Source organism: Nocardia sp. NPDC050630, assembly GCF_044457245.1.
Lineage (GTDB): Bacteria > Actinomycetota > Actinomycetes > Mycobacteriales > Mycobacteriaceae > Nocardia.
Window position 1 is genome coordinate 169,181 of record NZ_JBITGN010000004.1, and the last position, 25,667, is coordinate 194,847.

The 25,667-nt window shown below is 64.9% G+C and carries 26 protein-coding genes; 11 read left to right on the top strand and 15 right to left on the bottom strand.

Annotated elements, in window-relative coordinates; translation table 11 throughout:
- Positions 1–84 precede the first annotated feature (84 nt).
- Positions 85–1,152: an alpha/beta hydrolase gene (locus ACIBG0_RS13380; protein WP_397032207.1), complete on the top strand. Its 1,068-nt coding sequence runs from the start codon at positions 85–87 to the stop codon at positions 1,150–1,152.
- Here ACIBG0_RS13380 and ACIBG0_RS13385 read toward each other — a convergent pair.
- From ACIBG0_RS13385 to map, 3 genes are all read right to left on the bottom strand, one after another.
- Entirely contained in the window at positions 1,132–1,695 is a 564-nt protein-coding gene (locus ACIBG0_RS13385; protein WP_397032209.1) for an alpha/beta hydrolase, read from the bottom strand. The two genes, ACIBG0_RS13380 and ACIBG0_RS13385, sit on opposite strands and share 21 nt — an antisense overlap.
- Positions 1,696–1,788: 93 nt before the next feature.
- Entirely contained in the window at positions 1,789–3,324 is a 1,536-nt protein-coding gene (locus ACIBG0_RS13390; RefSeq protein WP_397032211.1) for a cobyric acid synthase, read from the bottom strand.
- Between the two features lie 154 nt (positions 3,325–3,478).
- Positions 3,479–4,342 (bottom strand): type I methionyl aminopeptidase, encoded by an 864-nt coding sequence (map, locus tag ACIBG0_RS13395; protein ID WP_397032213.1) that lies wholly within the window; start codon positions 4,340–4,342, stop codon positions 3,479–3,481.
- A 142-nt stretch (positions 4,343–4,484) separates the two neighbouring features.
- Here map and ACIBG0_RS13400 point away from each other — a divergent pair, with 142 nt between their 5' ends.
- Both ACIBG0_RS13400 and ACIBG0_RS13405 read left to right on the top strand, forming a co-directional pair.
- Positions 4,485–5,495: an LLM class flavin-dependent oxidoreductase gene (locus ACIBG0_RS13400; RefSeq protein WP_397032684.1), complete on the top strand. Its 1,011-nt coding sequence runs from the start codon at positions 4,485–4,487 to the stop codon at positions 5,493–5,495.
- Positions 5,496–5,757: 262 nt separating this feature from the next.
- Positions 5,758–6,354, top strand: coding sequence for a DUF4126 domain-containing protein (locus ACIBG0_RS13405; RefSeq protein ID WP_397032215.1), 597 nt, complete (start codon positions 5,758–5,760; stop codon positions 6,352–6,354).
- Here the strand turns inward: ACIBG0_RS13405 and ACIBG0_RS13410 are convergent.
- A complete protein-coding gene (locus ACIBG0_RS13410; RefSeq protein ID WP_397032217.1) occupies positions 6,351–6,986 on the bottom strand; it encodes a class I SAM-dependent methyltransferase in 636 nt (211 codons plus the stop codon). The genes ACIBG0_RS13405 and ACIBG0_RS13410 overlap by 4 nt on opposite strands.
- Before the next feature lie 189 nt (positions 6,987–7,175).
- Between ACIBG0_RS13410 and ACIBG0_RS13415 the strand changes: the two genes are divergently transcribed.
- Positions 7,176–8,381 carry a cytochrome P450 gene (locus tag ACIBG0_RS13415; RefSeq protein ID WP_397032219.1) on the top strand — a complete coding sequence of 402 codons (1,206 nt, stop codon included), beginning with the start codon at positions 7,176–7,178 and terminating at the stop codon, positions 8,379–8,381.
- Here the strand turns inward: ACIBG0_RS13415 and ACIBG0_RS13420 are convergent.
- Both ACIBG0_RS13420 and ACIBG0_RS13425 read right to left on the bottom strand, forming a co-directional pair.
- Positions 8,332–9,324, bottom strand: coding sequence for an AraC family transcriptional regulator (locus tag ACIBG0_RS13420; protein WP_397032221.1), 993 nt, complete (start codon positions 9,322–9,324; stop codon positions 8,332–8,334). The genes ACIBG0_RS13415 and ACIBG0_RS13420 overlap by 50 nt on opposite strands.
- An 18-nt stretch (positions 9,325–9,342) precedes the next feature.
- Positions 9,343–10,575, bottom strand: a complete 1,233-nt coding sequence (locus ACIBG0_RS13425; RefSeq protein WP_397032223.1) for a hypothetical protein — start codon at positions 10,573–10,575, stop codon at positions 9,343–9,345.
- A 193-nt stretch (positions 10,576–10,768) separates the two neighbouring features.
- Here ACIBG0_RS13425 and ACIBG0_RS13430 point away from each other — a divergent pair, with 193 nt between their 5' ends.
- Positions 10,769–11,653, top strand: a complete 885-nt coding sequence (locus tag ACIBG0_RS13430; protein ID WP_397032225.1) for an EamA family transporter — start codon at positions 10,769–10,771, stop codon at positions 11,651–11,653.
- 32 nt (positions 11,654–11,685) lie between these two features.
- Here the strand turns inward: ACIBG0_RS13430 and ACIBG0_RS13435 are convergent, their stop codons facing one another.
- Positions 11,686–12,120, bottom strand: a complete 435-nt coding sequence (locus ACIBG0_RS13435; RefSeq protein WP_397032227.1) for a DUF4190 domain-containing protein — start codon at positions 12,118–12,120, stop codon at positions 11,686–11,688.
- A gap of 282 nt (positions 12,121–12,402) precedes the next feature.
- Here ACIBG0_RS13435 and ACIBG0_RS13440 point away from each other — a divergent pair, with 282 nt between their 5' ends.
- Both ACIBG0_RS13440 and ACIBG0_RS13445 read left to right on the top strand, forming a co-directional pair.
- Complete coding sequence (locus ACIBG0_RS13440; RefSeq protein WP_397032229.1) at positions 12,403–14,007, top strand: hypothetical protein; 1,605 nt, start codon at positions 12,403–12,405, stop codon at positions 14,005–14,007.
- A gap of 95 nt (positions 14,008–14,102) precedes the next feature.
- Positions 14,103–15,701, top strand: coding sequence for a HEAT repeat domain-containing protein (locus tag ACIBG0_RS13445; protein WP_397032230.1), 1,599 nt, complete (start codon positions 14,103–14,105; stop codon positions 15,699–15,701).
- A gap of 235 nt (positions 15,702–15,936) precedes the next feature.
- Here ACIBG0_RS13445 and ACIBG0_RS13450 read toward each other — a convergent pair whose 3' ends face one another.
- The 3 genes from ACIBG0_RS13450 to ACIBG0_RS13460 all read right to left on the bottom strand — a co-directional run bounded on the left by ACIBG0_RS13450 (position 15,937) and on the right by ACIBG0_RS13460 (position 18,027).
- A complete protein-coding gene (locus tag ACIBG0_RS13450) occupies positions 15,937–16,380 on the bottom strand; it encodes a DUF4254 domain-containing protein (RefSeq protein WP_327101072.1) in 444 nt (147 codons plus the stop codon).
- Positions 16,381–17,135: 755 nt separating this feature from the next.
- A complete protein-coding gene (locus ACIBG0_RS13455; RefSeq protein ID WP_397032686.1) occupies positions 17,136–17,669 on the bottom strand; it encodes a helix-turn-helix domain-containing protein in 534 nt (177 codons plus the stop codon).
- 28 nt (positions 17,670–17,697) lie between these two features.
- Entirely contained in the window at positions 17,698–18,027 is a 330-nt protein-coding gene (locus ACIBG0_RS13460) for a hypothetical protein (RefSeq protein WP_397032231.1), read from the bottom strand.
- Positions 18,028–18,253: 226 nt separating this feature from the next.
- On the opposite strand from ACIBG0_RS13460, the gene ACIBG0_RS13465 reads away from it, so the two are divergent.
- Positions 18,254–19,159, top strand: coding sequence for a helix-turn-helix domain-containing protein (locus ACIBG0_RS13465; RefSeq protein ID WP_397032233.1), 906 nt, complete (start codon positions 18,254–18,256; stop codon positions 19,157–19,159).
- Here the strand turns inward: ACIBG0_RS13465 and ACIBG0_RS13470 are convergent, their stop codons facing one another.
- Positions 19,160–19,984 (bottom strand): ABC transporter permease, encoded by an 825-nt coding sequence (locus ACIBG0_RS13470; protein WP_397032235.1) that lies wholly within the window; start codon positions 19,982–19,984, stop codon positions 19,160–19,162.
- Positions 19,981–20,880 carry an ABC transporter permease gene (locus ACIBG0_RS13475; protein WP_397032236.1) on the bottom strand — a complete coding sequence of 300 codons (900 nt, stop codon included), beginning with the start codon at positions 20,878–20,880 and terminating at the stop codon, positions 19,981–19,983. Before ACIBG0_RS13475 ends, ACIBG0_RS13470 begins: the two co-directional genes overlap by 4 nt.
- A 404-nt stretch (positions 20,881–21,284) precedes the next feature.
- On the opposite strand from ACIBG0_RS13475, the gene ACIBG0_RS13480 reads away from it, so the two are divergent.
- On the top strand, positions 21,285–21,785 hold the full coding sequence (locus tag ACIBG0_RS13480; protein ID WP_397032237.1) for a hypothetical protein: 501 nt from the start codon (positions 21,285–21,287) through the stop codon (positions 21,783–21,785).
- Here ACIBG0_RS13480 and ACIBG0_RS13485 read toward each other — a convergent pair.
- Together ACIBG0_RS13485 and ACIBG0_RS13490 are read right to left on the bottom strand one after the other, a co-directional pair.
- A complete protein-coding gene (locus ACIBG0_RS13485) occupies positions 21,782–22,219 on the bottom strand; it encodes a DUF4254 domain-containing protein (protein WP_397032238.1) in 438 nt (145 codons plus the stop codon). The two genes, ACIBG0_RS13480 and ACIBG0_RS13485, sit on opposite strands and share 4 nt — an antisense overlap.
- 188 nt (positions 22,220–22,407) lie before the next feature.
- Positions 22,408–23,202, bottom strand: a complete 795-nt coding sequence (locus tag ACIBG0_RS13490) for an SDR family oxidoreductase (protein WP_397032239.1) — start codon at positions 23,200–23,202, stop codon at positions 22,408–22,410.
- A gap of 61 nt (positions 23,203–23,263) precedes the next feature.
- Between ACIBG0_RS13490 and ACIBG0_RS13495 the strand changes: the two genes are divergently transcribed.
- Positions 23,264–23,608 (top strand): winged helix-turn-helix transcriptional regulator, encoded by a 345-nt coding sequence (locus tag ACIBG0_RS13495; RefSeq protein WP_397032241.1) that lies wholly within the window; start codon positions 23,264–23,266, stop codon positions 23,606–23,608.
- Between the two features lie 53 nt (positions 23,609–23,661).
- Here ACIBG0_RS13495 and ACIBG0_RS13500 read toward each other — a convergent pair whose 3' ends face one another.
- Positions 23,662–24,966 carry a TIGR03118 family protein gene (locus ACIBG0_RS13500; protein ID WP_397032688.1) on the bottom strand — a complete coding sequence of 435 codons (1,305 nt, stop codon included), beginning with the start codon at positions 24,964–24,966 and terminating at the stop codon, positions 23,662–23,664.
- A 176-nt stretch (positions 24,967–25,142) separates the two neighbouring features.
- Between ACIBG0_RS13500 and ACIBG0_RS13505 the strand changes: the two genes are divergently transcribed.
- Positions 25,143–25,649, top strand: a complete 507-nt coding sequence (locus ACIBG0_RS13505) for a peroxynitrite isomerase (protein ID WP_397032689.1) — start codon at positions 25,143–25,145, stop codon at positions 25,647–25,649.
- Positions 25,650–25,667 lie beyond the last annotated feature (18 nt).

Sequence of the window (25,667 nt, forward strand, 5' to 3'; positions counted from 1 at the left end):
GGCAACGAACCTGACGAATGTGACATAGATTCCTTCCGGGCTTCGATCTTCGAAACGGCGCTGACGTCGCCTACATTGATCGTTGTGACGAATGAAGCCTCGCTCAGCGTGTCCGATATCACCGCTCTGGCGGCCGAGCGGTGGCACCCCGATGTCCTCGGCGCGGGCTACGAACAGCGCACGCTGCCGCTCGGCCCGGACCCCGATGGTGAGGGTGAGGCCGTGGCGACCCTCGTTCGCTACACCCCCGACACCGGTGCCGCCGCGACCGAGCCCGCGGTGCTGTACGTACACGGTTTCACCGACTACTTCTTCCAGCAGCATCTGGCCGAACACTTCGCCGGGCGCGGGCATCGCTTCTACGCGCTGGATCTGCGCAAGTGCGGTCGTTCGCTGCGCGACGGCCAGACGCCGCACTACGTCACCGATCTGGCGCTCTACGACGCCGAACTGAACGAGTCGCTGCGCATCGTCCAGGAAGAGGCGGGCGATAACGTGCTGCTGGTCGCGCATTCGACCGGCGGACTCATCGTGCCGCTCTGGCTGGACCGGCTCAACAAGACCAAGGGCACGGCCGAATCGGGAATCGTCGGTCTGGTGCTCAACAGTCCCTGGTTCGACCTGCAGGGCCCCACGTACTACCGGACCATCGGCACCCCGGTGATCAAGTTGCTCGGCCGGTTCCGGTCGATGTTCGAACTACCCGGCGCCAAGATCAGCTCCTACGGCGACAGCCTGCACTACAGCGTCGCGGGCGAATGGCATTACAACCTGGATTGGAAACCGCTGGCGGGCTTCCCGGTCCGGTTGGGCTGGTTGCGTGCGATTCGCAATGGGCATGCCAAGCTGCAGGCGGGTCTGTCGGTCGGCGTGCCCGCGCTGATTCTGCGTTCGCGCATCACGAAATTCGCGCGCAAATACGGTCCGGCCGTCGATGTGGCGGATGCGGTGCTCGATGTGCGCCAGATTCAGCGCTGGTCGGGCTGCCTGGGTGATCGGACCAATATCGTCCCGATCGACGGCGCGCGCCACGATGTCTTCCTGTCCTCGGCCGAACCGCTGGCCAAGGCCTTCGCCGAACTCGACAGCTGGCTGGACTGGTTGGCGGTCTTCCGCAAGAAGACCGCCGGTTCACCAGAGGCTGGTGCGTAGCACGATCTCGGTGGCCAATTCGTGGTCGGCCTCGGTCGCCACATTGTCGACGTCGATCTCCACCACCCGGAACTCGCCGTAGACGTAACGACCGGAGGCATCGGCGACCGACCGCGGCATGTTCTTGGTGACCAGCACGGTGGCGGCGACCTCTACCGGCCGACACGTCGGGTCCGCGACGGTGCCATCGGCTGCCGGTATCGCTGGATGCCCACGATCGGCGACCACAAGGCTGATGAACCGGCCGAAACCACCCGCGCAGACCTGCCAGCCAAGCTGCGCGCCCGCGCCGCGTCCGGCGACATTCACCCAGGGGATGCCGAGTTCGTCGAGGATGGCGTGCACACCCGCCGGATCCAGGTCCGCTACCGATTCCACCGCGATGGTGCGCAGGTCCGAGGTGTGCAGACGCGCGCACACCTGATCGTAGACGTCGACCGGATCACCGGCATCGGGCAACAGCAGCACGCTGTGCCGAGACTCCGGGCCGTCGACCCGTACGGTCCATGACCGGTCACCGACCGTGATCCGCCGAGATTTCATGCCGGAGTACGGTACACGCCCGACTTGAACGGGACCGCGTGTCAGTTACCCGCGAGTCAGGAATATAAGCATTTCGATTGTTGTCCGCGCTGGTCAGAGCGGGATGCTGCCGATTCCCAGACCGGAGACGATGGCGGGCAGATCGGCAGGTGCGCCGTCGTTGAGCAGACGTTCGATGGTGGCGATATCGAGGTGCCGTTCGATCAAGTCGGCGAGTAGGTCCAGTTGGGACGAGCGGATCGCGGCTACCGAGGTATTGTCGGCGACGACGAAACCGTGCCGCCCGGCGTGGTCGGCGACATCGCGGAGCCAGGAGCGACGGAACTCATCCGATTCCAATAGGCCGTGCAGGTGAGTGCCCCAGACCGCACCGCGCACCGTGCCCTCGGGTTTGCTGTCCAGCTCGAGCCAGGTCGGATCGCCGCTGCGCTCGACACGACCATGGTGGATCTCATAGCCGCGCACGGGAATTCCATTACCTCGTCCGGCGCTGCGCCGCAGCACCTTCGGATCGGCGAATTCGATCTCCAGATCGAGCAGACCCAACCCCGCGACCGTCCCCGCTTCCGATTCCACTCGGTCGACGATGCGACTGCCGAGCATCTGATATCCGCCGCAGATGCCGAGGATCGGCCGACCTGCCGCGGACCTTGCCTGCAGCGCATCAGCAATTCCGGTGCGCCGCAACCACTCCAGATCCGAGACGGTCGCCTTGCTGCCCGGCAGGACTACCAGATCGGCATCGGCAAGCCGAGACGGGTCGCTCACCCAGCGCACCGCTACACCGGGCTCACAGGCCAGCGCTTCGACATCGGTGGAATTGGAGATGCGCGGCAGACGGATGGCGGCGACCGTGAGCCATTCGGTGCCGCGCGGCGGACTGGGGCGACCGACCGGTGCGTCGGCGATGGTGCCGAGCGAGTCCTCCGCGTCGATCCACAGTTCGTCCGCGTAGGGGATGACACCGAGGGTCGGGCGTCCGGTGAGCTCGGTGAGCCGGTCGAGGCCGGGACGCAGCAACTCGACGTCGCCGCGGAACTTGTTGACAATGAAGCCGCAGATCAGTTGCTGGTCTTCGGGTTCCAGTACCGCAACGGTGCCGAACAGGTGCGCGAGCACGCCGCCGCGGTCGATATCACCGACCACGAGCACCGGTAGTCGTGCCGCCCGCGCAAGACCCATATTCGCCAGATCGGTGGCGCGCAAGTTGATTTCGGCGGGTGAACCGGCGCCCTCGCAGATCACCACATCGAATTCGGTGCGCAGCGAATCCAGTTCGGCGGCAACGACTTCCCGTAGATCCTGGCGATGCTGGAAGTAGTCGCGCGCGCCGACGGTGCCGATTGCCTTGCCGCGCACCACGAGTTGGGAGCGTCGGTCGCTGCCGGGTTTGAGCAGGACCGGGTTGAACCGCACACTCGGCTCGAGCCCACACGCCACCGCCTGCAGTGCCTGCGCGCGACCGATCTCGCCGCCGTCGAGGGTGACCACCGAGTTGTTCGACATGTTCTGCGCCTTGAACGGCGCGACTCGAATTCCCCGCCGGGCCAACATCCGGCAAAGTCCGGACACCACAACGCTTTTCCCGGCGTCGGAGGTGGTCCCAGCGATCAGCAATGCGCCCTTCAACGTGCCGGCTCCGTCAGCGGAGGTCCGTGTCCGTCACGACCCAACAACGCGAGCCTCGAACCGCACGGCCCACCCCTCACGGCAAAGTCAGAATTTCGGCGCCCGCGTCCGTCACGACCCAACAACGCGAGCCTCGAACCGCACGACCCACCCCTCACGGCAAAGTGAGAATTTCGGCGCCTGTTTCCGTCACGACCAGTGTGTGCTCGAATTGCGCGGTCCACTTGCGGTCCTTGGTGACGACGGTCCAGCCGTCGTCCCAGATCTCGTAGTCGATACCGCCGAGGTTGATCATCGGCTCGATGGTGAAGGTCATGCCGGGCTCGATGACCGATTCGATGGCGGGCTGGTCGTAGTGCAGGATGACCAGACCACTGTGGAAGGTCGGGCCGACGCCGTGCCCGGTGAAATCGCGTACGACGCCGTAACCGAATCGGTTGGCGTAGGACTCGATGACGCGCCCGATCACATTGAGTGCCCGGCCCGGCCGGACTGCCTTGATCGCCCGCATGGTCGCCTCATGCGTGCGCTCGACGAGTAGCCGCACCTCTTCGTCGACATCACCGGCCAGGAAGGTCTTATTGGTGTCGCCGTGCACGCCGTCGATATACGCGGTCACATCGATATTGACGATGTCACCGTCCTGGATCACCGTCGAGTCCGGAATGCCGTGGCAGATCACCTCGTTCAGCGAGGTGCAGCACGACTTCGGAAAACCCTTGTAGCCCAAGGTCGATGGGTATGCGCCGTGGTCGCACATGTACTCGTGCGCGATCCGGTCCAGCTCATCGGTGGTGACACCGGGCGCGACAGCCTTGCCCGCCTCTTCGAGTGCCTGCGCCGCGATCTTGCCCGCGATCCGCATCTTATCGATGGTCTCGGCCGTCTGCACCCAGGGTTCGCTGCCCTCGTTCACGGTCTTCTTCCACGCATACTCCGGACGCACGATCGAGCGCGGAACCTCACGGGTGGGCGAGAGCGTGCCGGGAACAAGCGGCTGGCGGGTACGCACTGACATGGAACAAGACTATCCGCACCGGTCAGCGTGCACTGTCCGTGCCCGCGCGCGAACGCGCGGTCAACAGCCGGAATAGTTGCGGACCACGGTCCGTTTAGTCTAGTGGTTGACGTAGAAACTACACATGAACAGGACTCGAGCTGTGGAACTGGGACTCACGACTTTCGCGGAGCTGTACCCGGTCGGCGACCGACCGGCGCCAACCGCGGCCGAACGGCTGCGCGAGGTGGTCGACGAGGCGGTCGCCACCGAGCGCGCCGGACTCGATGTCTATGGTGTCGGCGAACATCACCGCAAAGATTTCGCGGCATCCGCGCCCGCGGTGGTGCTGGCGGCGATCGCGGCTCGGACCGAGCGCATTCAGCTGACCAGCGCGGTAAGCGTGCTGAGCTCCGATGATCCGGTACGGGTGTACCAGGATTTCGCCACGCTGGACGGACTCTCGAACGGTCGTGCCGAGCTGATGGCCGGACGCGGTTCGTTCACCGAGAGCTTTCCGCTGTTCGGCTACGACCTGAGCGACTACGACGAGCTGTTCGAGGAGAAGCTGGCGCTACTACTGCACATTCGCGCGGACGAGCCGGTGACCTGGAACGGCAGATTCCGTGCCCCGCTGCGCGATGCGGTGATCTACCCGCGCACCGACAACCGGCCGCTGCCGGTCTGGATCGCGGTGGGTGGCAGTCCGGAATCCGTGGTTCGCGCCGGACTGCTGGGCTTACCGTTGGCGATCGCGATCATCGGCGGTCAGCCCGCACGCTTCAAGCCGCTGGTGGACCTGTACCACCGCGCGCTCGAAGAGGGCGGCCACGAGAAGCAGCCGGTGGCGGTGCACGCGCACGGCTATATCGCCGATACCGACGAACAGGCCGTCGCCGATTTCTATGAGCCGTATGCCGCGGCGATGAGCACCATTGGGCGCGAACGCGGCTGGGGTCCGATGACCCGCGCGCAGTTCGACGCACTGCGCTCCCAGAGCGGTTCTCTCTTCGTCGGCACGCCGGACTACGTCGCCGAAAAGATCACCGATATCCGCGACACCCTCGGCTTGGACCGCTTCATGCTGCACACCAGCGTCGGCACGCTGCCGCACGAAAAGGTGCTGCACAATATCGAATTGCTCGGCGCGAAGGTCGCACCCCAGGTGCGCTGACGCACCATTACGAGGTGAGCCCGTTCTGCTGGTGCCGGGGTTGCGGTGTCGGCAGCGCGGTGAGAATTCCCGAATCGGCTCCCGCGCAGGCGTAGCAGTGGTCCCTGGCTTCCGACGCCTGCGCGAGTGCGAGTGCAACGGTCTCGGCGGATGCCGTATTCGATTCCCCGCGAGTACTTGTCCGCTGTCGGCGGTGACACTGGTCGTGCTCGGTCGGCTGCGGGCTCGCGCCGTACTGCGCTGAGCGCCATACGATGACCGCATGTCAGCACTGCCCCTGATCTTTACCGCGGGCTGGGCGAGCGGGGTCAATGCCTATGCGGTGGTCCTGCTGCTCGGGCTATTCGGCGTGACCGGTCTATCCGATGACGTGCCCGAGGCGCTGCAGCGCACCGATGTGCTGATCGCGGCCGGTGTGTTGTTCCTCATCGAAGCCGTCGCGGATAAGATCCCCTATCTCGACAGCTTCTGGGATGCGGTGCACACCATCGTGCGCCCGGCATCGGGTGCGGTCGTCGCCGCGCTGCTCGCAGGCCAGGACGGATCGCTGCCCCAACTGGCGGCCGGTGCGGTCGGCGGAACCACCGCCCTGGCAAGCCATCTCGTGAAGGCTGGGACACGGATGGCGATCAATACCTCACCGGAGCCCGCTAGCAATATCGTGATGAGTCTCGTCGAGGATCTGACCGTCGGCGGCATCGTCACCATCGCGATCTTCCACCCTGTCGTGGCGGCCATCTGCGCGGGCACACTGCTGGTGATCGGCGTGGTCCTGGTGTATCTACTGGCGAGCCGGATCCGTCGCTACCGCATTCGCCGCAGACAGCGCCGCGAGGCCAAGCGCGCGGCCGCCGTCTAGGCGGGTTTGCGCCACACCAGCGAGTAGCGCCAAAAGACCAACCGCCGCACCCGCGCACCGGGCAGAATCGTCGCGATCCGCGCCCGCACCTGCCGCGTCGTCAGCGGCGGATCGAGCACAACCGGCATGACATCATGGGTCGCCTCGACCGCATACCAACTGCCCCGCCCGCGCGCCCGAAGAATCCGAAACACGATGCCGAACAATCGATGCCCGATCACCGCCGCCAACTCGACGGGCAATTCCCGAAGCAGATCGGGCCGGGGCAATGCCACAGCGGCGAGCACGCCGCCCGGCCGCACTGCGCGCGCCAACACCGGCAGCACCTCGTCGAGCGGCAAATGGTGCAGCGTGCTGATCGAGACGATCGCGTCATAGGCATCACCGGCCAGCGGCTCCGTCAGCACATCCCCGAGAATGCAGCGGACATTGTCCGGCGTCGCCTGCTTCGCGGCATCGATCATCACCGGTGACCGATCGATCGCATCGACGTGCTCGACCCGCCGCGCAAGTTCTCCCGCGAATGCCCCAGCCCCACAACCAACGTCCAACACCCGAGTACACGGGGCGGGCAGCTGCCGCATCAGAAACCGTTGGTAGTAGGCGTTATGGCTCCAATTGAGCTTGCTCATCGAGAACACCTTGCCACGCGTGTGCCGAAAGGTCCTCCGCGCCGAAGTTATGTTCCGATCGCGGCGGAATTGCGTTGCAGGGCGGAGGATATCGATCGGCCCGCTATCGCGCGGCGGGTGATCGACACTGACCTGGCACGAACTCGGATGGTCCGGGTGCCATTCTTCGATCACACCATTGGAGACAGTATGACCGAGTCGGTCATCCAGCTGCCCACCGCTGGAGAAACGGTTCTCGAAACCTATGAGCGAATCGCTCGACGGGGGCCACTTGTTCCGATCGAGTTGACCGGCGGCGTCGCGGCCTGGAGCGCCGTGAGCTACCAGGCGGTGAGCGAGGTCCTCGCGGGTGACGGCACGATCTTCAGCAAGAACGCCCAGAAGTGCCCGGCGCTGCACGACGGCACCATTCCGGCGGATTGGCCGATGCGCGCATTGACCGATATCGACCATATGCTGAACAAGGACGGCGAGGACCATCGGCGGTTGCGCAAGACGATCAGCGCCGCATTCACACCAGCTCGGGTGGCCGGGCTAGAGCCCCGGATTCATCAGATCGTCAACGAAATCATCGATGACTTCGCCGACGAACAGGGCGAATTCGACCTCGTCCCGCGATTCACCACCCCGTTCCCCGTGCGGGTGATCTGTGAACTGTTCGGTGTGGAGAAGGCGGACCGGGGCCGAATCCGGGACTGGTCCACCACGATCGTGTCGCACACCAGCACCATCGAGCAGATGCAGACGGCGATGGGGGAGATGATCGCATTCTTCACCGAGCTCATCGAGGGTAAACGGCGCGAGCCGGGCGACGACCTCACCTCCGCCTTGATTGCGGCCAACACCGACAATCTGACCACCGACGAGCTGGTCAACATGCTGTGGCTGGTGATCGTGGCCGGACACGAGACAACCGTGCACCTGCTGGCCAACGCGATCATCGCGCTCACTGAGAACCCCAGGCAACTGGACAAGGCTCTCACCCAGGACCGCTGGGCGGATGTGGTCGAGGAGGCACTGCGATATCGGTCGCCGGTGTACAGCGCCAATCTCCGTTATGCCCAGCAGGATGTCACCATCGCGGGCGTCGACCTGCCGAAGGGGGCAATCGTCATCTGGTACGGCGGTGTGGGGCGGGATCCGCAGCACTACCCGAATGCCGATGTCTTCGACATCGATCATGATCACCGCGGTCAGCTGGCCTTCGGGCGCGGTCCGCATATCTGCCTCGGCGCTCCGCTGGCCCGGTTGGAAGCGCGTATCGCGCTGTCCACGCTGTTCAACCGCTTCCCGCTGTTACATCTGACGCAGGACTCGGCGTCACTTCCGGTCAGCCCGCAAATCCTTACCGCGGGCCCGCTGACGCTGCCGGTGCGGTTGTATCCATCCGAATGACCGCCGGTGTCGGCTGGTCGAGGGTCTCGGCCAGCCGGCGTTTGCGGAATTCCCTCGGAGTTTCGCCGTATCGCGTCTTGAACGCGGCGGAAAACCAGGTAACGGTGAATCCGCTGCGCGCGGCGATCTCGCCGATTGTCAGTGTCGCGCTCGGGTTTTCGAGCATGGCGCGCGCCGCACGCAATGATTCATCCTGGCGCACTTCACGATAGGTGGTTCCGGCGTGCTCGAGCGCGGTGCGCAACTGCCGTGGCGACCAGCTCAATGCCCGCGCCACCGCGGCCAGCCGCAGATCGGCGACCCCGATATTGTCGCGCACATACCGGCGCACCGCCTCGGCCGTCTCGGCCAGATGCGCCCGCTGCGGGCTGCGATCGCCAACGGCCATCATGCACAGCAGTTCGGTGGTCCGGTCGCAGACCGCATTGAATTGCCGACCGGTGAGCCGGGATCGTTCGGCGTGGGTTTCGCGGATCATGGTCCGGGCGATGCGGCCGAGTCCGGATTCGAGGTCGAACACCGGTCGGCGGGTACCCAGCGGTGCTATCGCGTGGTCGATGTCGGCGCGTGGGATCTGGAAGCCGAATGCCACCGAGCTGGGCACCCACAATCGCAGCAGCTGGTCCAATCCCGTCAGTACAGCCTGTCCCGGTGCGACACAAGTTATTTCGCGATCATCGGCGACACTGAACGAGCCGCGCTCCGGGATCACCAGCCAGTAGAAATCCTCGGCAGGCATCCGGCGGATGTGTGACGGCGTGCGGAAGGCCTGTCGGTCCCCCGGCTGATCCCAGCGCAGCAGGCTGTAGCTCGTCGTGTGCTGCGTGATCAGCGTGACCTGCCACTGGTTGCGATCTCGGTACCGGTGGTCCATCGGAACGATGCTGTTGGCCACGGCGGTCCATTCATCGACGCCGGTCACGTGCAGTTCGTCGCATCTCATATCGACACTCCGATCACCTCAACGAATAACGATATCCGCTCCGCTGAACAAAAGGTCGGCGGGACGGATTCGAGGCGACTGTCCCGGCGCCGCCAGTTGTGCGTGCGGTGCCCGGCTGTGCAGTTCGCGCAGAAAGACTTCCACCGCTAGCTGGGCCAATTGCCTTCCAGGACAGACGTGCCTACCGAATCCGAAGGTGAGTGGAGCTTTTCCGGTGCTGTCCATGCCCAATGGATCAGCGAAGGCCATGGGATCGCGATTGGCGGCGGCCATCAGTACCAGCACCGGTCCACGCGGGAGCGTTGTACCGCTTCGCAAAGCGATGGGACGCACGACATACCGTTTCCATCCCACCAGCCCGGGGTCGAGCTGCAGTATCTTGGCCGCGACGCGGGTGACACCAGCTGGTTCGCCGAGCAGCTTCCACCACTGCCGATCCGGTTCGCCGAGCAGCCGCAGCAGGCCCTGCTGGATGGTGCCGCTGATGGTATGCACACCAGCCGCCAGCGAATTCGCGACCGCGGAGACGGCCACTCTGGGCGGAATACCAGCCGCACGTAGGTGCCAGGGAAACCCCGTGACGTGCTGTCGGCTGTGCGCCACCGCCATGCCGCTGACCGTGAACAACCGGCCGAGTGCGCCGACCGCGTCGGCCAACTCGCGTCCGCGCATCCACCGACCGAGCAGCCCCGACTGCGCACCGCTCCAATCCGCCACCGCGGGCCAATCCCGTGGTGGCAGACCGACAGTTTCGCCGATGATGCGGCTGGCGTACGTGATCGACATCGCGGTCACGTCGAGCGGTTCGGTTGCCGCCGCCGGGAGCGACTGCCGGAAATGCTCGGCGAGCGAATCGGCCCGCTCGGATCGCGTGTGCGCAGGCACCGTGAAGTATCCGGTCGGACCAGCCATGGCGGCCCACACCCGCTGGTGCAGGGCATCGTCGGTCAGGTCCGCCGTAGCCTTCGCGGGCAGCGGGAGCAGGTGCCGACAAAGATGACCAACGGCACGCGGATTCATGGCAATGCGCCCGAAACCCACCAGCGGTTGTAATGATCGCGCATTCGAGATTTCCGGGGCGCTGGCTTCCAGCAGTTCTCGTACATCGTCGTAGCGCCACACGATGCGCAGCCCGGAATCATGGTGATAGCTGGGTTCGGGCCACGCATGCAGCCGCCGGTACCTCTCGTCACGTTCGGAATAGCTCAGCTGATTGGGAGTCAGTTGCGCGAAAGGAAATTCCGCTGCCATGCCGTCCGCCTGTCGCTCGATCGATGCAGCGAATATCATGCCTGACAGGCGAAGTCGCGTATTCACGGCACACCGCAAAACACAAGTTCTCTGCCCCGAAACATAATCGGCACCGAATCAGAGTTCGCCGACGGTAGTGATCGGACCGCAGGCGCCGCGCCACGTTGACATCGGTCCGGCCTCCCGACTACGCATGAGTCATGCACAACGACCGGCGAATCTGATCGTGGGCACGCTCCTGGCGTTGGTTTCCGCGTTGAGCTACGGGCTGTCGGATTTCGTGGGTGGGGTGGTATCACGGCGCGTCGGATTCGGACGTGTTGCCTTGTTCGGCCAGCTCGGCGGGTTCGTCGGGACGGCGATCGTTGCGCCGTTTGTCTCCCACGGGGTGCCGCAGCCGACGGATCTGGGCTGGGGAGCGCTGTCCGGCGTGGGTACCGGTATCGCGATGACCTTCCTGTTCCGCGGAATCAGCCGCGGGGCAATGTCGGTGGTCGTCCCGGTCAGCGCCGTCGGCGGTGTCGCGCTGCCGGTTCTCATCGGAACGGTCATGCTCGGTGAACATCCGACAGCATTGGCGTGGGCCGGGATCGTGCTCGCGCTGCCCGCCCTCTGGCTCGTCGCGGGCGGCAGCACCGGCAGCGGTCCGATTGCCGGTGCGGCCATCGGTGACGGACTGATCGCCGGTCTCGGCATCGCCGTGCAGTATCTGGCGCTGGCGCAAGCCGCGCCCGCGGCCGGGATCTGGCCGGTGACGGCGGGCCGGGCCGCGGCCGTCGTCCTCGTCGCCCTGCTCGCATGGCAGCTGACATCCGAATTCGCGGATACCGCACCAGCCCAACGACATCGGGACGACCTCTTGGCCGCATGTTCAGGCATCCTTGCCGCCGTAGCGCTGGTGTCCTATCTCTTCGCGACCCGGACCCAATATCTTGCCGTGGCAGTCGTGCTGTCTTCGCTCTATCCCGTAGTCCCGGTAATTCTGGGTGTGTCCGCGCTGCGGGAGCGACTGCGCGCAAGCCAGATCATCGGCCTGACGGCCGCATTGATCGCCAGCACTGTCATCGCCACTTCCTGATAGTGACCACAGGTCTCGATACGGAAGCCTGCTCAAAACAGCTGTGGCAGCATGAGGAACTCGGCGGTGAGCGCAAGGACGGACAAGATGATTCCGGTAACCGCCAAGCCCTTGGCGCGGTGGCGCCCAGTGCAGCCGACGATCCCGAGGACGAGTCCGGGTATCGCGAACGGGAGGCCGATCAGCGGTCGCACGCCGGTCAGGTCGATCGGCAGGAACGGGAGTACGCAACCAACTATGCCGAGTGCCACCGACGCTAGCGCGAACCATGGCCCCTGCCGCCGATCATCCGTCGGTGCGCCGCCTCGCCATCCGGGATCGCTGGTATGCACCTGCAATTGTTGCTGCTGATACGGATTCGGCCCCGGCGGCGGAATGGGCGCGGAGTATCCGGCGTTCGGGCCGGGATTCGTCGCGTCCGGATGCCAGGCGGGGGTGGTCGGTTCCGGCGGCGGACTGTACGACATCGGTAACCCTCACTCACGAAATCCCCGAGAACGGCCTGCAATCGTCTGCGAGCCACGATAGCCGCATACCGAGCGTTCGGGTCGGTGCGGATGTGCTCGGTCGAGCTGTCTCTACCGGCAATGTGAAAAGGGTTCCGTTCCATGGGCGCTACACATATATTCGAATGTGCGTTCGAAGCGCGGAGTGTAACCTCGGTCCCGCCCCTTCGGCGCTATCCGATGCATCGGACCTATTCTCACAGCACGGCTCCGAACAGTGGCGCGATAGAGGGGGTAATCGAGGTGGTCCAGGCGACGAAGCTGTTGCGGGATATCGAGGCGTTGCCGGCGCCCGAGCGACAGCGTGCGATCGCGGCGGGGGCATTGCGTTTGGTGGGGACGCCCGGTCTCGGGCAGCTGCTCGCCGACCTGTCGGCGCGTGGGTACTACGAGCGGGTCATCGCGATTCGCATGGCCGCGATCATCGCCGACCATGCGCATCTGCTGGTCGAACTCGATTCGGACGGACCGGAATTCGGCACGCGAGCGATCGTCGGGCTGGTGCGGACGGGTGTCGAGCCCGAGGTGCTGATCGAGCGGCTGCCGCGGATGTCAGGGCGGATACGGCGAGCCATGTATCGGGCCCTCGGCTACGGTCAGCGGTCCGGACTGGCCGATCCCCTGCTTCCGGAGGTGCGACGCCGGTTCGGCGATGCCGAGGCCGCGCGGGTACTGCCGAATTGCTCAGCTCCGGTGGTCGCCAAGTATTTGCCCGAACTCGATTACGCGGTCGTGAACTGGGCAGCGTTGGGCCGCAGGCATATCGACGCGGTCCTCGACCATGTCGAAGGATTGGCCGCGGAAGCGGGCGAGTCGGATTGGCCGAATCTGTGGCGGTGGATTGCGGCCGGAACCGTACGGGCCGCACAGCGCCACCCGGATCGGCTGCTCGCCCTTGCTACCCGAGCAGTCCGGTACACCTCGATCCATGAGCTGAGTTCGGCGGCCGGACAACTCGCCCGGCACGACGCGCTCCGGGTCGTCGAGCTGATTCTCGATCCAACCGGGAACGGCACCGGCCTGAGTGGCACCGCCCTGTGGCGGGCGCTGAGCGGACTTCCCGACGATCGGCTGGTGGCACTGGGCACGGTCTACTCCGAATACCAGCGCGATCGGTTTCTGCGCGCCCTTGCGCTGCCCCGCCGCGCCGTCGTGGTGCGACAAGTCTTCGCCCGGCCCGGTGTCGATCCGGACCAAGTCCCGATGACCGCGCTCGATGCCCTACCACGCGGGGAAGGTACGACCCTCGCGCGCGAGCTCCTGGACCGGCCCGGCGGGTCCGATGTGCGCGCGGTCCGCGAACGGTTGACGGCTCGTCTGCCCTGGGACGAAGCCGAACCGGTACTGGCCGAGGCGATTCGACGCCCGACCGCGGATGAGCGGGCGCAGGCATACCCGCTGTTCATCACGGCGGCCGCGGGCACCCGCGATCCAGCGACCATCGCCACCATGCTCGAATCCCTGCGCCGCCTGCGCAATGAGCAGGACCCGGTGCGCTACACCGCGCTCCAGGCGATCAACCACCTTCCGCCCTCACTGCTGCGTACCGAACACCTCACTGCCCTGGAACAACTCGGCACCGATGCACTGCAGGCGCGCGACTGCTCGTACCCGACCAGGACCACCATCTCCGGACTGGCACGAACTCTGCTCCGACGCGGCGTCGAAATCGATGACCCGTCGTTCACCGACTCCGCACTGCGCCTGATCGAAAGCCTTGCGACCCACGCGATTTTCCCGATCTCGACGACCTGGACCGATCACTGCCGCATGGCACGGAACACCGGGTCTTCGCGGCGCTGCGCCGACGAATCGACAATGACGCCGCCCGCGACGAATGGCGCCTGACCCTCGAGCTGGCCGATGGTCTGAACAAGCGCGCTTGGAAGATTCCTGCCCTGCAACAGCTGCTGATCCGCGCATGCGGAGCTCGCGACGACCAGGTGGTCCGGCGGGCGGTACGGCTGGCACTGAGCAATCCGATCACTCGCGACCGGACCCTCATCACCCTGCTGAACCGGGACCGCTCACTGATCACGCTCGACATCGTGCAGCGGTTGATCGCGACCCGCCGCACCGATCTGCTCGATTCGCTCCTCGGCTCCGCGACGCCCGGACGCTTCGCATCGCCGAAAGTGCGCTTGGTGCCCGATTTCTACTCCGGATTCGACCGCTGGACCCCACAGCAGGTCGAATCGTATGCCCGACTGCTGACCAGCCACTTCGAGTCGAAGAAGTCATCGCAATACGAGCGGGTACGGGCGGTAAGGATTCTGGGTCGGCTGCCGGGCAGCGCGGACCGCCTCGCGGAATACACCGAGCACCCCGATCTACCGATCGTCGAGGCGGCACTCACCGCGTTGGGACGCAGTGACCAACCAGAGGCGGCGATCGAGCTGCTCGCCCGCCATGTCGATACCGATCGTGCGCGTGTCGCGGTGAGCAGCATCGCGACCTGCGCCAAAAGCCTCGGCCCCCATCAGGTCGCAAGCGCTGTCGCACCACTCATCGACTCCCCCAAGATCACCGCTCGCAAGGAAGGCGTCCGGCTGCTCGCCGAACTGCACGCCCCCGATGCGATGGATGTGATCCAGACGCTGTGGACGCAGCCGGATCAGCACCGCGATGTTCGTCGCGCCGTAGTCTTCGCCTGCCGCTGGCTATTGGACACCGACCCCGCCTGGCGGATATTCGCCGATGCCGCAGCCGATCCGACGGTCGCGGATGAAATCTTGAACTTGCGACCGGAACTGCTACCAATCGCCCAGCGCCACCGCACGGCCGAGCTTATCCGGCGGATAGCGGGCGGCACCGACAGTCGACTCGCCACCCGGGCAATCGCGGTACTGCACCGCTGGAGCCGCTGGAGTCCGCCCGATACGGCGATAATGTTGGCGCACCGCATCTGTGACCTCGATGAACTCGGGCTGTGGCTACCTGCCGCGCAAGCGCTCGTCGACACCATCGCTACCGCCGCAGATGATTCGGCGCTGACGACCGTCGTCGATCGGCTACTCGCAGCGGGCGATCACGTCATTCCCGGACGTGACCTACCCGCCCTTCAGCGCCTGGTCGGGCTGACCACCACCCTCGGCGCGGCCGCCAAACGCTCCGATGCGGCCAGGTCCGCGGCCGGCACGCTCGCCGATCGGTTGTCGATCGAGCCGTTCTGGCGCGCAGCGGCCATCGATCTGTACTTGGCCCAAATCCGCTGGGCGGAAAGCAAACCGACCGCGCGGTTGATTCAGCAAGCGGGCGCACTCGCGACCGGCGCGCTGGTCGACCATCCCGCGCAACGACTGAAGGCGACCTTGCCGAGCGCTCTGCGCACCGCGCGGCCGGAGACAATGCTCGCCATCGCGGGCGCGCTATCCCGTAGCGACGAATTGGCCAGCCTGCTTGCCGCGGTGACGCTGACCCAGCAGTGCGGGAATCGCTTCGGGTGGTCGACACCGTGGGTCGATCTGCTCGCCGCACTGCGCGCACACGACACGATCGATATTCGCGTTGCGGCGGCAGCGGTCTGGATGGTTACCGAATGAGTTCGCAGACTGTTGAATTCGCCAGCGGAGGCGAATTCGCGGCGGGCGTGCCGCGCCAGTCGACCACGCGGCACGCCGGGCAGGGCGCCCCGTTGCGCCCGCCGTCACTGTGCCGGCGACGTGAGCTTCCGGGCCGGGCCATTGGTCGGATAACGAAGACCCGGGACGTCGCCAATTGAGCAGTAACGCTGTCGGAGCAGTGTCACTATTGCAGACGATGGTCGCCGTCAGGACTTCATTGTTCAGGCAAACGGCGGCGGCCACCGGCCACGTCGGTTACCAGATCAGTGTAGCCGTCAACGAGTTCCGCCAAGTGGTACCAGTGTTTATGGGTATTGTCGCTACGCGCGCCATCGACATCGATGGCGGTGTTGGCGTCTACCCAGCTGCGCGCCATCCGATCCACCACCGCGCCGAGGCTCTCGGTATGTAGCGAGGCACCATTGCGGTGCTGCGGGATCTCCTGCGCAATCCACTCATTGATATCGTCGACGAGCTCACTGCGACGGCAATCGATTTCGGCCACGAGGTTCATATCCTGAATCTCGGCACGGCGTGCGTGCAGTTCGGCGAGAGCGTGTGCGGAACGCAGTAATTCACGATCTTGAAAACGTCGTCCCTGGAATGCACACAATATCTGCGGAGCGGTCGGCAGCACCCCCACCGTAGGCGCGCTCATCGCCGTACTCCGAATTCACCCGACACCAACGCGCTTTGTACCAACATGATTGGCTCTCGATTCGGTAATCCCGGTCATCGGATCGGTTCTTCACAACTAGCGTAGCTGGATCATGCTCTTACAAATGCAAGAACGCAAGAGTGCGTTCTCATTGCTGCGGTCACGACCCGATCACCGAGTAGCGAGTCCACACCGAGCTGCTGACAACGACTTTCACGCTCGATACTCGCCGGGCGCTGAACCGGTGGCCAAGAGTTTGCCACATCATCGCGTGGTGCGTGGGCAGTATGCGATCGCCGCCTACGGCCCGAGAGTCGCGAGATAACTAGTCATCCCACCCGCTGGACACGAGGATCGTCTCCCATGTTGGTTGCGCCAGCTCCGGGTTGCGCAGCCGCAGGATCTCGCGGGGCACTGTGCCCAGGGGCGCCTTGTTCGGATCGGCGACGGTCTGCGCCTCGATGGCCGCAGTGCGCGCGCATAACCCAGTCGCGGATACGCACGGTGCACCCGACCGGCGTATCCCGGCGGCAGGTCGGCCGGGCCGGCCGCGATGTCGATCCCGGTGCCCGACACCGCGATCCAGAGTTCCGCCGGACGCCGACGCCGGTAGACCGGCGACTCGCTGAGCCCGGTCGTATGCGCGGCGATCCCGTCCCACACGATATCCACTCGCCCATTGGTGAGGCGGCGGTCCTCGAGGAACTTCGCGGCGAAATCCGCCCCGTCCATTTCGAATCGCTGCGCACCGTTGGCTATTTCGGCAAGGCCGATATCGTGCAGCAGCACAAATCAGGAACATCAGTTCTTCGTCGTAGTCCGCGCCGGGGCGCATACCGGCCTGCTCGGCGAGGGCGCGCCCGAAAAGAAAACCGCGCACACTGTATTGCGTAGCGGTGTCGCCAGCTCCCGAGTGACCAATTCCGGCGCAGCACGAGCCAACGCAGTCGTGGGTAAGGACAGCGAATCTGATTGCGCCGCAGCGGGTCCCGGACCACAGCAGCGCGGTACCGGCAACCCGACTCCGAGGACAGTGCGGCGTGAAATGGCCATGGGTCACTCCTGATACATTCGCGCAGTGCTGAATTCGGAAAAATTCGCCACAGCGCGTGAAAGCGGTGTCGATAATCGGTGGGCGTTATGCCGAGTAATTTCGAGACGATGCGACGCATCGTCTCCTCGGAACCACAGCCGCAGTGGCGCGCAATGGTGGCCACCCCATCGGTTGAGGATTCGAGCAATGCCTGGGCAGCATCCACCCGCACCTGCTCGACATACCGCCCGGCGATATCCCGATTTCCTTGGCGAACAACCGCGTCAGATGACGTTCACTGAGTGCGCCACGTTCGGCCATGGCGCCAGACTGTGGTCGCCCCCTGGATCCGCGACCACCGCGTCACCCCCTCGACGCAGTCCGGGGGCGGCCGGCGTTCCGATGCTGTTGCGGACGCCGAACTGGGATTGCCCACCGGGTCTGCGCAGGAACAGCACCAAATGTTCGGCAAGTGCGCGCGCCAACTCGGCGACGGGGTGGTCCTCCCGAGCGGCTCGCCCAACATCCGTGCGCACCGCGCGTCCGTCCGATGTCCGGCCCAGTGCGGTACCTGCACCGGCCACATCGAGCAGCAACACACCATCCGAAACCACCCACCACGATGTCGCCGCGCTCCGCCGAACCCATGCACCCAGTCTCGAGTAGGCGGCCGCCGCGACTCCAAGGACGAGCACCCCACAGATCCGGTCATCGACCGCGATCTGCCGCTAGGAGGCATATCGCACCGAAAACTCCGAACTTTATTACTGCAAATGGCGGTAGTCTCTCACCACGCTGCGATTGCATATTTGCGGTGTGTGGCGGGCACTTACTACAGACATGTACGCAAGAGTGCTATCGGGTGCGCCGGGCGAAAGGGTTGTCATGGCAGGCAAGCGCACAGTCCTCACCGCAGGTTTGCGGCGGCTATCGGTACTACTGACCGAGATGCGCGAACACGCAGGGCTCAGCAAAGAGGATGTCAGCGGCAAGACCGGCATCAATATCACCACGCTTTACCGCATCGAGACAGCGCAGGCGCGCCCGCAGCGGCGCACGCTGATGGCGCTGCTGGATCTCTACAACGTCACCGAACAGCAGCGCACCGATGCGCTCGAGCTCCTCTCGGACGCGCTCAAACCCGGCATGTCCCGCCCGTACGAGGCCACGCTGACCGAGGTACACGCGGCCTATATCAACTTCGAGTCCGAGGCGCTCTCGGCTCGGCACTACCAAACCTCCTATATCCCAGGGCTATTGCAGACCTCGGAGTACGCCGAGGCGGTCATAGACACCAATATGCCCAAGCTGGACAGCGATACGGTGTCGCACAATGTGCGGGCGCGGATGGATCGGGCCATGCACCTCACCAAACCGGATCCACTAGAGCTGTGGGTGGTACTCGACGAGGCGGCGATCCGGCGGATGGTCGGTGGCCCCGATGTCATGAAGGCGCAGCTGAAGCGCCTGCTCGACGATTCGCAGATGAAAAACGTCATCCTGCAGATACTTCCGTTCAGCGCGGGGGTGCATCCGGGTATGGCCGGATCCTTCACGCTGCTGGACTTCAAGGATCCGGCCGATCCGGAGCTGGTGTACGTCGAGGGCATCGCAGGCGATCAACTGATCGAGGGCCATCCCCAGATCCGCCGCTTCGGCATTATTTTCGACCAGTTGCGCGCCATGGCGCTGAGCCCGCGCGACTCCATGGCGCTGATCGACAAGGCCTCCAAGGAGATGGGCTGATCAGCGGCGGCTGGCCCGCCGATAGCCGAGCGCCGCGGGAATCGCGAAGACTACGAGCGCGCCGATACACCAGGCGATGGTTGCCAGCAGCGGGTTGCGCACCGGACCGCCGACCGATAGCCCCTTCATGGCATCGATGGCATAGGACATCGGCTGATGCTGCACGATCGGCTGGGCCCACCGTGGATAGAATTCCAGTGTCACGAATCCGGTGCTGAAGAACATCAGCAGCGATGATGCAAGCGAAACCGCCTCCACCAGTGCGGCTTTCGCGCTGAACACGGCTACCGCGGTGACCACGGTGGCGAAGGCGAGGCCGAACAGCAGCGGCACACCGAACAGCGCGATCGCGGCGAGCGGCCCCTGTTGGAATCGAAGGCCGATCGCCACACCCACCGCGAACATCACTGCGGTGCACAGCACAATCCGGATCCCCTCGGCGACAATGCGCGCGGCCAGTCCGGACGCGCGGTGCACCGGTAGCACCCAGAAGCGGGCCAGCAGACCCTCGTCACGCTCGCGGCCGAGCGTGATGGCACCCGCCACCGAACCGGACATCACACCGACCAGCGCCGCCATCGGCACGAAACCGACGAGTGCGCTCACCCCCAGGGCAGACGAAATCTGATGTCCCAGGACGGTATTCAATACGATCAGCAGTAGCGCGGGAAAGACGAGCGACTGCACCACAGTCAGCGGATCACGCCACCAACGCACCAACAGCCGCTTGGTCTGGATCAGCGTCTGCGGGATCAGCAGACGCCAGGTCTCGGTCCGACCGTGGACCTTGGGCAATTCCTCCGTGGGAGTCAGTACCTCGGTCATTCCGACCTCCGGATCGAGACATATACCGCACCCGCACCGAAGACAATGGCGATCCCGAGCGTCCAGGCCAGCGCGGGCCCGAAGATCGACCAGCCGACCGCACCCGCGCGGCCCGATGGATCACCGGCCAGCGCTCGCAGTCCGTACACGAAATGCGAGACCGGCTGGTTGCGTGCGAACCCTTGGATCCAGTGTGGAAATTGGTTGACCGGGGAGAATCCGCTGGACACCATGCCGAGGATCAGCTGCGGCAGGATCAGCGCCTGGGTGGTCGCCTCCGGGCTCTTGGTCAGACTGCCGAGCAGATCGGCACCCAGGCACAACGCCAGCCCGATCAGCAACGCGAACCCGATGAAACCGATTGTTTCCCACCAGCTTCCATAGAAGCGGAAGCCGATCACATGGCCGCACACCAGGGCCGCGGTCAGTGCGACCGCCGCGCGATACAGCGAGGTCGTGACTCGCGCGGCCAGTGGTACCGTCGAAAACATCGGCATCGATCCGAACCGCACATTCAGCCCATCCTTGGCATCGGCGGCCGCCCGGAATGCGGCCGTGATAGCACAGAAGGCGATCGCCTGCATGACGATCATGGGCATGAGGAATTGCGCGTAGCTGCTCAGCCCACCCCGCCGGGCGGCGCTCAGCGACATCACGAAGTTCAGCGGGACATAGAAGCCGACGGTGAAGACCGCTGGCGCGACCACCGCGGTGATCAGCTCGCCATTGCGCCAGGACGGCCGGATCAGGCGCCAGGTCAATGCCCACCATTGCGCCACCGTCGCCGTACGCGGCGGTGGCGCGTCCACCAATCTCTCGCTGCTCAGGCGGCGGGTTTCCCCGGCGCCACGTTCCTGCTGGACGGTGCTCGATACCGCGTCGCTACCGATGCTCATCTGCACGCTCCCATCCTGCGCGTCAACTGTGCTCGTCGGTGGGGAACCGGCTGTTCTCAGCATGTCGCACACAACCGGAGCCGGTACTGCTTTCCGCACACTTCGCCTACGTACCGCATGGTCGATCTCGCTCGCTCTCGTCCCCTGCCCACCGAAATCGGGCGCATCGCCGTCGTACCGGCGATTCAGTCGCCATCCAATCTCGCCGCACCGTCGAGATTTCGATACCACCCCTGCGTGTCGCCACGGCGACTCCGAGGGGGCACCGAATCCCACCAAGGTGTCTGCCAGCTCGAGAACAGCGTCGCTGAGGTGCGCGAATTAGGTAGCGTGGCTATCGGTTTCGACGGAATGTCCGATTCGCGAGGTGACTACCACGCACGGGGTGAGTAATGTATGCCCCGATGACCAGCATGGAAGCCCGATTCCGTGAAGCAGCGCGGACCGTACCCCTCCCCAGTCCTTGGAATCTGTCCGCCTACCTCGCAAGTGTCGCCGCGCACCGTGGTCGTTCCATCTCACTGCAGGCGATCCCCGCGGCCGCGCTCGCGGATGTCGGGTGTCGTGGCAGCGGACTCTGGGTGGCGCGCGGTCACGATGACATCATCGTCTACGACGCCTCCGCCACCGAGCGCAATGCGGATCACATCATCCTGCACGAGATCGGCCACATGCTGTTCGGGCACGGCAAGGAAGGTAGGGAGGCAGGCGAGCCGATCACACCATCGCTGGCCGCACTGCTGTCGTCCATCTCACCGTCGTCCATCAAGCACGTACTCGGCCGCGAGCATTTCGGCGCCGACCGCGAACGGGAAGCGGAGGTCTTCGCCGATATGACGATGGTCTACGCCACCCTGCCGCGTCGGCCCGCACGTTCGTTCCGACTCTTCGGGCGCGGCCGCTAGCCCCCGGGCAGTCGACGGGCGCCATCACATAGTCCATCGACGAGATCCTGATAGCTATCGGCCAGTTCGTTGAGCTGCACCCACGCCTCATAGAAGACGGCCTCCGGCGCCGCGGACAGCGGTACGAAGGCCTGCGTGGCCAGCCTGGCCAGCCGATCCACCAGCTGTCCGACGGTTTCGGAGTGCAACTGTGCCTGCGAGCTCGGCACCGGTATCACCAGCGCCACCCACAGATCTATCGACCGCACCAGTTGGTCGCGCCGCCGATCCAGCTTGGCCATCTCGCACACCGGCGTCCGCTCGCGAATTTCGTGTAGCTGCGCCAATTCCCCGGCCGCCTCCAAGATCGGATGATCATCGTGCGGTAGTCCCCGGCATGCGGCCAGCAACATATCCCGCTCCGGAACGATCCGGTTGTTTTCGACATTCCTCATCTGGGCCTCCCGCTGACGTCGGAACGCGCCACCGTCGGCGAACCTCCCGACCAGCAACGCCGCTTCCGCCCCGCACGACCACACGCGACGCCTTCGATTATCGACCCAGATCCGCGCTCGCGAGCCGAATCGGCGATATCAATTTGTTACAGAGACGAGCGTTCGCGGCAAATACGCAGTAACCCAGGCTATGGTCCGGACGGGAACGCCTCGACTAGGCCAGTATGTCCGGGGGTCAGGCCGTCCGCGAGATAGTCCGCGCCGCCGACATAGAGCGTGCGACCGGATTCGATTGCGGCACTCGCGGCCTCGCCGACGACGGCGGCGAACTCCTCGATGGTCGGCAGCGCACCGTGATCACGGCGAGCCGAAACCGCCTCGGGATTACGGCGTTCCAGTAGGCGGACAATGATCGTGCCATCGATCATATCGCCGGACACCACATTCAGCCCGATGCCGCGTTCGGCCAGCTCCGGAATCATTGCGAGCAAGGCATCTTCACCCGCACGCTTGCTCGCGGCGATCGGCTCATAGTCCGCTGGCACGGGTTTGCGGCCGTGGAAGTGGGCTTGATGACTGGTCACGAAGACGATCCGGCCGCCGGATGGCAGGTGTGGCAAGGCTGCTCGCACCAACCGGACCTGCGCGTCACGGTTCAATGCCATTGCGTAATCCGGCGCGGCATTGCGCTCGAGACCGCCGGATGCATTGAGCACCAACACATCCAGCCGACCGAATTCCGCCACCACATCGGCGATAAGCGCTGCGGCGGCATCCGCGTCCGCGATATCCGCGCCGGCGATCGAGGCACTGCCACCGACCGCACCGATCTCATCGGCGATCATCTGGGCACGCTTGCGCTTCTCCCGATAGTTGATGATCACGTGATCACCACCGGCCGCCAGCACTTTCGCCGTCTCGGCCCCTATCCCCCGCGACGCGCCGGTGATCAGCACAATCCGTCGTTCCGTCGAGTCGCCCACCAGCTACCTTTCGCTCACCCACAGCAACGCTTCTAATTTAGAATCACTATGGTAGTTCGAAATGAGAAGCGCAAATGGAGCCAAGCCGTCGCGCGGGCGAAACGACCCGGCGCACGCGCCCGTGCTGGCCACCATGGAGCTCATCGGCCAACGCTGGATCCTGCGTGTCCTGTGGGAATTGGAACCGGGCTGCCTCGGCTTCCTCGAACTGCGCCGCCGCATGGGCAACTGCTCGTCGAGCATGCTCTCGACCCGCCTGCAACACCTACAGACCGCAGGCGTGATCATCAAGAACGCGGACAAAACCTACGAACTCACCCCGGCGGGCCTCGAACTCACCGCAGCGCTGCAACCACTCTGGAGCTGGTCCGAACGTTGGAGCCCGCCATCCCCGGATGCCGTGTAGCGCATACGGCGAAGGCGGTCCCCGACCGGGAACCGCCTTCGCCTACGTAAGGATTACTTCAAGCGGAGCTTGCCGAACAGACCTTCCTTCTCGTCATCCGGTCCCGCGGTGAAGTACAGCGAATCGGCGTCGCCGAGGCTCTCGCCATTGCCGAACATCAGTGCCCACAGACCTTCGATCTCGACCGGCTGGCCCTTCTCATCGCGCAGGTAGTCGACGAACTTGCCGGTGGCGTCGTCGTAGGCGAGCACATGGCCGAGGCCACCGAAGTTGCCGACCAGCAACTTGCCGCTGAGCGGACCGAAGTTCGCCGGAGCCACCGCGACACCCCACGGCGCATTGAGGCGACCGTTATCGTCGAGGACGCGGACCAACTTGCCGTTGCCGTCGAATTCCGCGACCTTGCCCTTGGCTGGCTTGCCCTTGGCGTCCCTCTCCTGGTCCTTGTCGAGCGAATCCTCTTCGGCCTTGTCGAACTTCGACGCGTCCTGCTCATCGGGCTTGGTGTCGGCGTAGGAGACGAATACGCGGCTGCCGATGGTGGTCACATTGAACGGAGCGGGATCGCCCGGCTTGGCCTTCTTGCCCTTCTCCGGTGCGGCCGCATCGATCTGATCGCCGGTGGCGAAGGGGTTGGCGAAGCCGACGGTCGGGATCAGCTGCCAGTCCTTGTCGAACGTGCGGATCTGCGGGTTCTCGCCGAAGTCGGCGGCGAGCAGTTTGTCACCGGACGGGGTGAGTGCGATGCCGAAGAACGCCATGCCCTGGGATTCGCCGTCGAAGACCAGATTCGCCGGACCGTCGTGCCGGATGATCGCACCCTCTGGCCCCTGCTCGGTCCAGGCCGAAATCTTGCCGGAGTCGGTGGCGAAGATGAACCGCGAGGAACCGGTCAGCGGTACCGGCGCACCGTCGACATCCACCGGCTGGTCACGCACCACGAACAGATCGGAGGTGATGGGAGCGCCGTTGAAGACGACACCGGTGGTCTTGCCGATGCTCTTATCCGAAGTGTCGGCATCCGCGCCCGGAATCGTGACGATCTTCAGCGGATCCTGGAACAGCTTCTGCACCTTGGGATCCGCGGACGCGCTGACATCGCCGACGAATTGAAAGGACTTGCCGCCCGCGCCGACCCAGAAATGCCCGCCCGCCCCCTTGGGGCGATCGGCTAGTCCCCACGCGTTCACCATGTCAGGAAAGGTGTACTGCGCCTTGTATTCGGCATTGTTGGCGGCGAGGTTGGTCTGCGCGTAATGATTGCCGTCGAGGGCGGGCACTTCATCGTTCGACGACTTCGAATCCGAGCATGCCGCGGCCACGACCAGGGCAGCGCCGAGCACCGATGCGCGCAGCAGACCGTTGCGGGTCCGCGACCGCCGGGCACCATTGCGGCGCGATTCACTAAGGCGTGCGTTCAACTTCTTCGTCCTTTCCAGCCACTCGCAACCCTCATTTGGCGATTAGGCGACGCTAACCTTAGCTTGATGGAATTTCGCCGGTATCGGAACACCCCGGATCCGACAGGTTTAAGCTGTCGCGCGTGGTCGCCCCCCAACCTTCCGTCGCTCCCCATCCGGATATCGCTCCGCTCGCTCCATTGCTCGGCATATGGCGCGGACCAGGGCACGGTGAGTACCCGACCATCGAGTCATTCGACTATGTCGAGGAAATCAAGTTCGGCCACCTCGGCCGACCGTTCCTGACCTACCGGCAGCGCACCCGTGCCGCCGACGACAGCCGGCCGATGCATGCGGAAACCGGGTATCTGCGTTGTCCGCGCCCGGATCACGTCGAGCTGATTCTGGCCCACCCGACCGGCATCACCGAGATCTGCGAGGGCAGCCTCACCATTGTCGACGGCGAACTGCGGATGGAATTCGAATCGACCAGCATCGGCCGCAGCAGCACCGCGAAAGTGGTAACCGCCCTCGGCCGTTCAATCGTGTTGACCGGTGACACCATCGAATACACCTTGCGCATGGCTGCGGTAGGCGAACCACTGACCCACCACTTAGCGGCGACCCTGAACCGCGCCTGACGAATCGCATCGGTTGCC